Annotated in this window: 8 protein-coding genes; all 8 read right to left on the bottom strand. The window is 31.0% G+C overall.

The window, feature by feature from the left end:
* Positions 1-383: 383 nt before the first annotated feature.
* Positions 384-1,223, bottom strand: coding sequence for a hypothetical protein (locus tag BXU01_RS23105; RefSeq protein WP_083696122.1), 840 nt, complete (start codon positions 1,221-1,223; stop codon positions 384-386).
* 231 nt (positions 1,224-1,454) lie between these two features.
* The gene (locus BXU01_RS23100; protein WP_083696119.1) at positions 1,455-3,374 is read right to left on the bottom strand and encodes an AIPR family protein; all 1,920 of its coding nucleotides are present in this window, start codon (positions 3,372-3,374) and stop codon (positions 1,455-1,457) included.
* 277 nt (positions 3,375-3,651) lie between these two features.
* Positions 3,652-4,530: a hypothetical protein gene (locus tag BXU01_RS23095; protein WP_123774169.1), complete on the bottom strand. Its 879-nt coding sequence runs from the start codon at positions 4,528-4,530 to the stop codon at positions 3,652-3,654.
* 125 nt (positions 4,531-4,655) lie between these two features.
* Positions 4,656-5,030: a hypothetical protein gene (locus BXU01_RS23090; RefSeq protein WP_083696115.1), complete on the bottom strand. Its 375-nt coding sequence runs from the start codon at positions 5,028-5,030 to the stop codon at positions 4,656-4,658.
* Positions 5,027-5,734 (bottom strand): HEAT repeat domain-containing protein, encoded by a 708-nt coding sequence (locus BXU01_RS23085; RefSeq protein WP_083696112.1) that lies wholly within the window; start codon positions 5,732-5,734, stop codon positions 5,027-5,029. The genes BXU01_RS23090 and BXU01_RS23085 overlap by 4 nt, the downstream gene beginning before the upstream one ends.
* Entirely contained in the window at positions 5,734-7,215 is a 1,482-nt protein-coding gene (locus BXU01_RS23080) for a hypothetical protein (protein ID WP_083696110.1), read from the bottom strand. The genes BXU01_RS23085 and BXU01_RS23080 overlap by 1 nt, the downstream gene beginning before the upstream one ends.
* 224 nt (positions 7,216-7,439) lie before the next feature.
* A complete protein-coding gene (locus BXU01_RS23070; protein ID WP_083696106.1) occupies positions 7,440-8,366 on the bottom strand; it encodes a hypothetical protein in 927 nt (308 codons plus the stop codon).
* Positions 8,367-8,372: 6 nt separating this feature from the next.
* The gene (locus tag BXU01_RS23065; protein ID WP_083696103.1) at positions 8,373-10,139 is read right to left on the bottom strand and encodes a type VI secretion system Vgr family protein; all 1,767 of its coding nucleotides are present in this window, start codon (positions 10,137-10,139) and stop codon (positions 8,373-8,375) included.
* Between the last annotated feature and the right edge of the window lie 354 nt (positions 10,140-10,493).

Genomic DNA, 10,493 nt, shown 5'->3' with positions numbered 1-10,493 from the left:
AACCTATTTTAGGACAAGACAAGCATATCAAGCATTAGCAAAAAAAGTAGGGAGTGATATACGTGTGTACTTATAATTTAAACTTTTATATAATTTATTCATATATATTAAAATCAAAAATACCCCTACTTACGGTAATGATCGCTTTCAGGGTTATTTAAAACTTCTAATTTTGGTTCGTATAGCGATATGATTAATGAGGTCAATGCTACTTCACTTTCAACTGGTTAAAATTTTAACCGTCTTAAAAATTAGGTTTTGAAATTTATAAAAAGCATTTTTAAAAGTGCTTTTTCATATTTCAAAACTACAATGCAATTTTATATTAACTATAAATGACAATAAACAATTTTAAACGATAATGGCGTATATAAAACTATACACTAGTATTGACCTTTGGCTATTAAATTATAAATATTTTCTTTTATATCTGTCTTACAGTTATCATAAGTTTTTAATGTAGGTTCTGCATCTGCTATGTAAGGCTCTGCATTAATCCATTTTCTAAATATTTCAGGCTTACAACTCTCATGTATTAATTGATCTAAAGACATTCTCCTATATATGAAACTATAATCAGCCAATTTAGATTTGCTGACTTTAAAAATAAAGTGAAGTTTTCGGAAAATAATATACGCATCTAAATCTACAAATATTTCTGGATTTGGATTTTCTGTTATTGTTTCTGCTTCAAGGTTTTTATATTGTACTTCACCTAGTTTTAAAAAATGAATTTTTCCACCATCAATTGAAACATCAACATTAAATCGACCAAGATTTATTTTAAATTGTGCTAACTCTTTTTTTAAAGTGGACAATGTAGTTATTTTAGAACCTGCATCCTCTTCTAATTTTCTATTGACATTTTTAGAAATCCATTCTTTTTCGTCTTTTTCTGAAAAACCATCCAATTTTCTATATGATTCTATTCTGTCTTTTTCCTTTATCCTTATTTGATTTTCAACTTCCTTTTCTGTTAAATCTTTCTCATTCCCTACTTTGACTATAAGATCAAAAATGCAAACAATTCCTTCTTTTAAAAATGTTACTTCATTTAAATTAAAGTCTTGCTCAACTTTATGTAAATAAAGCTGTTCATAAGTAAATTCATCGGAAATATATGGACAGGAAATACCTAATTTATTTAACCTAGTTATGGCAATTCTTCTATTCAGAAAAAGTCGCGTCAAGTTTCTCTCATTTTTAGATGGGTAAAATTCCATGGTATCGTATTCTAAATCTAAAATTATAAAATCTATTTAAGATGTTGATTGTTTAGTGAAGATAATTGGTCTAAAATTACTATAAAAAAGTAAAAGTCGTAAATTATTACACGCTCTGCGAAGTCTCTGACTGCTATCGGACTTCGCACATCGCACAACTTTTAAAAATATTTTTGGTTTTTAGAAGACTTCGAAGAGCTGGTAAAAATCAAAAGATTCGTAATATTGGTGTTATAATTTTAATTCAATATTTTTAGCTTGTAATCCTTTATTTGTTCCAAAAATTTCAAATGTTAGATCTAATCCCGGCACTATTTCGCCAGAATAAATTTTTTGCATTTCAGTATAATGAATAAAAGCATCATCTGTTGTGTCGTTTATTCTGACAAAACCAAACCCCTTAAAGGAATTATAATATGTTATTTTTCCGTTTTTTTTAATACTTGAAGTAATAGTTGGCATTAATTCTTCTGTAAATGCTCTTATCGAATGTGCCTGCCTACTTAAAATATTAGTCTTTGATAAAACATCAATCAATTTAGCTTCTAAATTTTTAAAGATTTCAAGTGACGCTTCCCTATTCCAGAGAACATCCAAAATTTTGCCGCAATATCTTTCAATTTCTTTATTTCCTAATACATTGATTGGTACTTTTTCACCAGCAATTTTAATTCTAAACATCAAAAGAAGATGATATTTAAATCTTTTATATTTTGAATTTAATAAATTTTCTCTGTAGAATTCTTCAATTACATTTAAAGCTAAACCACTTGTGTAATATGGATAAAACGAATGGTTTTCTTGAAACAATCTGCTATTATAAGCATTTAATAGTTCTCCAAAATACCTATGTGTACTTTGTGGTTCGTTTAAAAACATTGCGATAAAAGAAGAAATTTGTGATGATAATCCTATGATTTTTTCACTTTTAGTTTTTATACCAAAAAATTGTCTAGATCTTCTTTCATAATATAATCTTTTATTATCTTCTTTTTCAAAACTCAAATAAAATTCTTCTAGTTTTTTATGAAAAGGTTTTAATATTTCAAACGCTTCATATTTTACTTCGGTCTGACTATTTGTAGCTCTAATGATATCATTAATGGTATCTTCGTCATCTGTCACAATTAATTTCAACGGTATAAATACATTGTTGTCAACTTCATTTTTTAAGTTGTGTAATACATGAGAAGTCTGACAGCCATTTACAATTTGAAATTCACTTAATTTAAAAGCACTCCCAACTTTATTAAGGTTTTTTGCAACAATAGTAACACCATTATTTAGTAATACAAATTTATCGTTATATATTTTTTCTCTAATTGATTTCTTTATTCCTGAATTTACTTTATTATAACCTTGAAAATCCCTTACATTATCATAAAATATGGTTTTAATAATTTCACCATCATCATCGCTTGCAATTTTTATTAACTCCGAACAGGGCAATATTCCTAAATATGACTCAGTAACTTTTTCAATTTTTGGTAAAATAGTGTGTTTTTCAAAAATTATTTCTTTAGTAATTTTATTTTTAATTTCTCTATATAATGATTTTAGTTTATCAGCATCAATTGGAATAAATTTGACTTCACAAAATAAGTCAGTCAAATTCAAATCTTTTAAACCCGATTCTATTATTGTTAATAAATTTCTATCATTTAACCACTTTCCCGTCGTTGCATAATACAATTTTAAAACTGGACTTTTATCCATTTTTATACTATTTTTATATATGTAGTTTTTTAAATCCCTTAGATTTAGTAACTCATCTTCAAAATTCAAATCACCATCACGAAAAAATTCCTTAACGGATGCTATAAAAGTATTAATGCTTCCCAAATCGAAAGATTCAGATGTTTTTGATTGTATAAAATTAAACTCGACATCCAATATCTCGGCGTCTTGTATAAAGTAATCTATTTCTTCTTCTGTAGAGACTAAATGATTATTAGTCATTATAGCTAAACCATCTATACCTGGATTTCTTGTTCCCCCTACATTTATTTTATCTATAGAGGATCTATCAGGGTAAATTTTTGATATTATCGCATAATTTACAAAATGTTCAAATAGTTTAGATTTATCTTTTTCGTTAAAACTAAATTCATTTTTAAAATCTTCTACAAAACTTTCAATTATTCTGTCCATATCTCAATTTTTTAATAATTACCATATCAAAATGATCACAATCAAAAATATTAATTATTAAAAACTGACAAACAAGTATTTATACCTGATTTCAAAAAAAAGGTGATCAAATAAATCACAAACAAATTAAAACTCATCAGACGGCTTAAAAAAGATTAATTTATTTAAAAAACTTGTTTCCCTCTTCAATTGTGTTCTGCGCAATAATCTGACTTTGTAGAGACAACAAATCAAAGAAACTTAAAAGATATTAACTGAAAATATTTCAAGGATCGGATTAAGAATCCAATCTTACCATAACCTTTTCGAATAATTCACTTAACTCATTTTTTGGGAAAGAATCAGATTCATTTGTTAATTTATTTAATTCTAAATCCATCAACGGATGGCTAAATTTTTCCGGATTCTGTAGACCTACCATTTCACGAATACTTAACCATGTCAATATTTCGAATGCATAAACAAACCAATTATCTTGTCCAAATTGTATTTCGATACTATTTTCATCATCACCATAAGAAGCCTGACTCAAATGATAATCACATAATTTAGAGACAATATTGTCTAATAAATTTAGATCATTTGTATTCCAGTTTTTCAATGCTTCCTGATAAACTCCCATGTTTTCCGGATAATTGTACTGAGAATAATCAATTGTATTATTATACCCTTTATTTGCAATTTCGATAATAAACCAAGTTGCAGGTTTAAAATTTACTCCACCATTTATAAAATTAGTATTCAATCCCTTATTAATAATTTTAAGCAAAGTTTCACTTTCTGTATATCTTTTTTGGGATAAACAATTCGCTAACCAATACCCAAATTTATCAAAAGCTAAACTTGGAGGATTTTGATTCATATATTGATCTGCAAGTTTATCAGCTATTATAATATTGTAATATTCATTAGCTACTGCTAAGGTTTTATAATCTGTCGAGTCATTAGTTAATAATTCATAAACAAAATTATTACTATACCAGTTATCCAAATATTTGAAAGGTAAACGGATCGATTTTCTAATCTTCTCCAAAGTCAATTCTTCTTCAATTTTTTTGATATTTCTATAGTAATCTTCTTGTTCTCTGTCAGGTTTTTGCAACCATTCTTTTAATTCCGCTTCAGCTTCTTGTTTCTTTTTTTCTGTTATACTCATTTTATTTTTTTTAATATTCAATCTTTCTATTACATCCAGTCTTGCACTAATTTTTTTTATAAAATTTTCTAAACCCATAATTTATGAAACTAAATAATTAAGACAAAACAGATAATACTTTTACACTAATCAAAAACAGACCACCTTCCTTCATTTTTATGTGGTTTTGGTTCTTCCTTCATAAAAGGTTTATCTAGAAATGATGTAACTTTATTATCAGAATATGTTTTTTTTATAAGTGCTACGCATTCTTCATATGTAGCATATTTTTGTATATTATTATTAAAATCTGGTGGAATTGGAATATCAACAAGCCAATTATCTTCACTTATAAACATAAATTGGATGCATTTTTCGGAATCATCTATAAGCCCAAAAAAATTATTTTCTTCATCGTTTAATTCATAAAATATATCTAGAGCTGTATCTAAATCTGTATCCACAGGTTCATTTGAGTTAAAACCTTCTTCTGTTATATAATCGTGAAAAAATAGATTCATATTTTACTTATATTTTTTATTATTTTGGCTTTTGCTTTAAATACATCTCCTTTTATAATTCCTTCATTAATATCTTCTTTTAAACCGAATTTAATTCTTAATAAATCCTGAATAACGATTATTATCATACTCAACGTTTCTTCTGATTCTTCTTTGGTTACGGCTGAATATAGATAAGGTAATATATCTTCACTTGTTGCTTTCTTTTTGAACCATATCTGTCTCATAGCCGTTGCTGCATATCCCCTTAATTCATCATCAGGTTCGTTAACTAAGCTTTCATTTAGAACTTCTAAATCTTCTTTACTCCCAACCCAGCCAATTACAATTATGCAACGATAACGAATATCTCTAATCTCTGATTTTATATGCAATTTCGCATAAGGCAGAATGTATAAAGATCCTATATCTCCTAATAATTGAATAATATCAGCTTTTAATGGTAAATCTTTTTCTGTCTCTAATTTATTAAGTAAAAAAGGTTCGATAAATTCTTTAGGGCGCTTACTAAAAGACGCCCTAATACGATTATATAAATTTATTATATCCTTATATTTTAGCAAGTTATAATGAAAATCTATTATTTCATTATCATTACTTGAAAGTAGTTTTTTTGTATATTCATAAGTAGGCTCTATTTGAGTAACAGCGTCTAATTTTTTAAGAGCATCATATTCTCTTTGAAGGGATTGTGTTGTATTCATTATTTATGATTTTGATGTGGTCCGAACTTATGATAAGTATTTCCACAATAACTATGTGTATCTATGTGATCTTGTTTCGGTATGGTTTTCATTTTGTCAGATTTATCAAGTGTTTTTTTTCCTTCTAATGATTTTTCTGTATATAAAGGTTCTTCGTGATGTACAGCATAATCATCACTTCCTTTATAATCCTTATTGTATTTTTTATCAGGCACCTTATTCCCATTGTTATCTTTAATATATTTTCTTGCATCATCACTTAAACCGCTATTAGGATCATTAGCGTCTCTTAAAAGTGCTTTTTTCCTTTCAGACATATTTCTTTTATATGCTATTTTTTTAGTGTTAGAAAGACTGTTAGGTTCGTCTACAAATTTCCCGGTTTTTGAATCAATTAATCTACCTGCTGAATTTCTTCTTGTACCCTCTGGTATCAGATCAGATTGAATTAATGGTTCACCTTCAAACGCTTCAAATTCTGCTACTTCTTTTGGTGCATCAACTTCCTGATTAAAGGCTTTTTTAGTAGCTTCATCTTCGGCTTTTTTACCCTCGGCATCATCGGCTTTCTTAGAAATTTCACTTTCTAAATCCCTCTTGCCTTTTCCTACAGGAGCAACCATCATTGCCATACCCACAAAGTCCTGCCAGGTTCCTTTGCCTTCTTTTATATTATTAAAAGAATCGTAGGCTCCGGTTTCCATCGCCACTGTTCCTGCTGCAAAATCGCCTACAGTGGCTGTTCCTGTGGTGCCATAAGTAGCAGCAGTATTTTGAGCCCCCATAACACCACGCAGGGTAAGTCCAAATTTACCAAAACTTTCGACTGCATTTACACCAAAGTTTTTAGGCATGTTTTTTAAAAGCTCCAGTGCTGCACGGCTCAAAGCCGGGGTTCCGCCTTCTACAAATGCAGCCCTTCCCCCGCTTATAAATGCTCCGCCCATACCTACTGCTGCCCCTGCCATCATGCCTTCGAGAATACCACCTACATAATTTGCCCCGGCAAGAGAAATCGCCTGCCACCAGTTTTTAATATCTGGCGCGTGTGATATTTTATCGCCAAAAAGCATACATTTCATTTCATTACCACTTGTTATGGCAGGTTTGCCTTGTACAATCATATTGTCTTTACTGCCCAGCCATACCCGCGCCATTTTAGCAATTTGTCCGCAAATTAATCCGCCTACAACGGCACCTGCTGCAGCACCCGCCGCACCCGCAATGGCTCCAACAGCAATTAGTGCCGCACCGCCAGTAGCTACAACTGCTACTGCTATAACAGCGGCGACAATTGCCATAATTAGCATGAGTTTATTACAGCCAAAATCTATGTAACTGCTTGTGGCGGTATCTACTATTGTGATGTAATTTTTGCCATCTTTGGTTTTGGTTGATTGCTGTACTGACTGTAGTGGAGCAGGTACATTACCTCCTGTACACGTCCAGAAGTCTTTTTCGGTAATTATCTTGTTTACCATCAGCTTATAAGTTCTTTTATGGTTTTGTGCCGGTGTGTGAGTATTTTAGCTCGTTTATTTACATACTGTATACCTATTGTTAGTTTATGGGTTATAGTTCGTGTGCCGTATTTTTGATAATACCATTGAAACAAAAAAAGTTGTGCTTTTTCTTGTTTATCCTGCAACAGCCCTAAAGTTATACTGCTGTTTTTTAGTTCTATTTTATAATACATAGCGGTTCATTAATCTAGTATTCGATAAGGTATATCGCTATAACTTTGATTTTGAATATTGTTCTCGTTGCTTTTATAAGCATCGCTTTCTATTCTATATTTTATAGAGGCTTCTATAATCCCCGGCAAGGTAATTTCTGTAAGTTTTGTTATAGCAAGCTGCAGTTTACCGGTTTTAAAATTCAATCGATAACTCCCTTCTTCTGTTGCAATAGGATCTAATTTCCTTATGTCTATATCCGGCAAGTGCCCGTAGGCTTTTCTTTTCCAGTCTGTTTGATGCGTGACGGCTTCTCCGTTATATTTTATTATAATATTTTCTAAATACGGAATATCAAATTTTGGATGGCGGTTAAATTTAAAAAACCACTCTGTATCTGCTGTTTGCAACACGTTTTTTTGCGAAATAGTTGCTCTTGTAAAAAACAGTTTATTACCGTAGATTTTGGCAAAATAATGCTTGAAAAACTCGTTGTTTTCTATCGCAATTTTTATTTTAGCGGCACTGGCAAAAACTTCATCATTTATTGTCATTACCTGCACAAGAACGGGATCCTGCTGTTGTATTTTGAGCAGTTGCGCTTTGGTTTCCTCCCATTTGTTTTTGATATGTTCGAGATTTATTATCTTAACAACTGCTCCTTGTATATTTATAATAAGATGCAATTCGCTGTACATCCTGCTAAAAACCTGATTTAGCTTTATAATATCGTGCAGGTTTTCATTATTAGTATCTACCATAAGCTGTTCCAGTGTCAGCAATTCGATCTCGGCATCACCATTTTCGGCAATTGCAATTACCCTTAACGCCCATCTTGTTGTGGTTGTCGTTTGCATATTAAAATAGCCTGATTTAATATTGGTTTCACTGGTCAGCGTATAATTTTCTGTAAACGGAATTCTAAAACGTATTGCTTCTTGTAGTAATTTGTTCATGAGTTTCTAATTTATAAATACATCTCCTCCTTCAAATTTTGTTTCTCCGTCTATATGATTTTTTGGAGACGATATGGCTACAGCGGTATCTGCTATAAAATTGAAATTTTTGCCGTTTATCCTGATATTGCCATTTGCCAGTAATTCAAGAGAACTTTCACCAACAGTTACTTTAAAGCTTTTATCGCCTTTTAAAATTATGGTGCCATTTTTATCCATCTTAAAATGACTTTCTGCACCTTCTCCCACATTTACAACATTACTGTCTCCTGCCTGGGCTACGGTATTTCCTGCACCATCGAACGTAAGTGAGTTTCCTATAGCATCATTAATCAACACAGCACCTTTGCCCATTGCATCATTCAGGGTAATATTATTACCTGTTTTTGATTTTAATGATTTACCGCTGTTTTTTTCTCCGCCGCCTCCGCCGCTTTTTCCGTGAAAAACACTTCCCATAACAAAAGGCCTGTTAGGATCTCCGTATCTAAAACCTACCATGACCTGATCGCCCACTTCCGGAATAAATACCATGCCCCTGTTATTGCTTACGCTGTCGCTGCTTCCGGCATCAGGAGTCATAACACGAAGCCAGCCGGTTCTCATTTGTGTGCTTTGCTGCCACAACATCTGCACTCTGATCCTTCCTTTGTTTATAGGATCGCTATTACTTTCTACAACAGCTTGCTGGGTTTGTGCACGTGGGTAATCAATGTGCGGTTCAGGTAAACTAAGTACTTTTGATGGTATTGCCTTAAAGGTATTTTCGTATGTTCCTAAATGGGTAGCATGATGATCTATTTGAGTAATGATATAAGAACCTATATCATGAATCGTGGTAACAGAGTTTTCTAAAACACTGGATTGTATACTCACAATGGTTCCTATCTTTAATTTAGAATTTCTGGTGCTTGCTGTAATATAATGTATCTCAGAAGCAGCACTTTGTTGTTTCTTTTTTAAGAAGGTTTCCAATACTACATCATCACCGGTACTTACTACACCATGTGAATATTCAGGTGTAGAAAAAACTTCGAGTGAGGCTTCAAATGCTGCATTGCCAAGTCTTGGCAAACCAGTTACTTCATCTTTAGAAGTAGCTGTATATCGTTTATCTACACTTTCATTATAAGTAAAAGCGCTAAATTTTGCAGGAACTGTTCTTATTCCTATATCAAGTTGTGAAATGTCTTTGTTATAAAGTAACGTTACAGGACTATCAAAAACTTGGGGTTTACCAAAAATTAATTTTTCTCCATCATAATACAGCCATTCATTAAACTGCTTTGCAAGTCGTTTGATAAATTCAAAATCAGTTTCAAGATATTGATTTTGATATTCAATCTTAGTTTTATATTCCGGGTTTATATCGTTTTGCAATCGCTCACCTGCTGCTATTTTTATTACCTCTTTTACTATATCCTGCAAGTTTGATTCTTCCCATGAATGCAGTTTTTTACCGGATTCTAACAATATTGTTTTAGAATAACCTGATACAATAATCTGATTGCCTGAATGACCCATTTCCTGCTTAAACCTGATTTTGGTAATAACGCCTAAAAAATTGTTTTGATTATTAAATTTAATATGTACTACTTTACCAAGCCATTCTTGCGAATTTTCAAAAGTATAAGCCAAAGGTTTTTCTATAGCGGCATGAGGAATATTAATTTCAAATTGATGATGTGAATTAATTACTTGTTTTAATTTAAGATCTGTAAAATAGGATATCTCTTTACCCTCTATTCCGAAAATTATTGGTTGTGGATTCATAGTTTATTTTTAAGATTAATTTTTTACTATTTCATCATCTGCAAAGTCAATTTTTTGTTTTATCAAATTGCTGCAAAAATTTATGCCCTTCTACTATAACGTTTGCGTATTGAAATCGTAATGGTAAACTTAAAAACGTCAATAATCTTAAAGTGCTCCTATAAGTTATAAGTATGACAGATTAGGGTTTATTTTTCAATCTATATTTGTAAACTCGTTTCTACATAAAAATTTTATTTGGGAATCTGGTCATTGTTGCAGCGTATTATTTATGAATTCTGAGCGCTTATTATTTGAAAATATTCAAAAAGACGTGCCTTTTCGCTACATTTATATCAAAATAAATCTGATTTT

The sequence above is a fragment of the [Flexibacter] sp. ATCC 35103 genome (genome assembly GCF_001975985.1).
Classification (GTDB): domain Bacteria; phylum Bacteroidota; class Bacteroidia; order Flavobacteriales; family Flavobacteriaceae; genus Flavobacterium.
The sequence above is the reverse complement of the archived record's forward strand: the minus strand, read 5'-3'. Positions and strand labels throughout refer to the sequence as shown.

Excerpts from the sequence above, each read along its gene's own strand:
- BXU01_RS23105 (WP_083696122.1), bottom strand. The coding sequence starts at position 1,223 with ATGGAATTTTACCCATCTAAAAATGAGAGAAACTTGACGCGACTTTTT.
- BXU01_RS23100 (WP_083696119.1), bottom strand. The coding sequence starts at position 3,374 with ATGGACAGAATAATTGAAAGTTTTGTAGAAGATTTTAAAAATGAATTT.
- BXU01_RS23095 (WP_123774169.1), bottom strand. The coding sequence starts at position 4,530 with ATGAGTATAACAGAAAAAAAGAAACAAGAAGCTGAAGCGGAATTAAAA.
- BXU01_RS23090 (WP_083696115.1), bottom strand. The coding sequence starts at position 5,030 with ATGAATCTATTTTTTCACGATTATATAACAGAAGAAGGTTTTAACTCA.
- BXU01_RS23085 (WP_083696112.1), bottom strand. The coding sequence starts at position 5,734 with ATGAATACAACACAATCCCTTCAAAGAGAATATGATGCTCTTAAAAAA.
- BXU01_RS23080 (WP_083696110.1), bottom strand. The coding sequence starts at position 7,215 with ATGGTAAACAAGATAATTACCGAAAAAGACTTCTGGACGTGTACAGGA.
- BXU01_RS23070 (WP_083696106.1), bottom strand. The coding sequence starts at position 8,366 with ATGAACAAATTACTACAAGAAGCAATACGTTTTAGAATTCCGTTTACA.
- BXU01_RS23065 (WP_083696103.1), bottom strand. The coding sequence starts at position 10,139 with ATGAATCCACAACCAATAATTTTCGGAATAGAGGGTAAAGAGATATCC.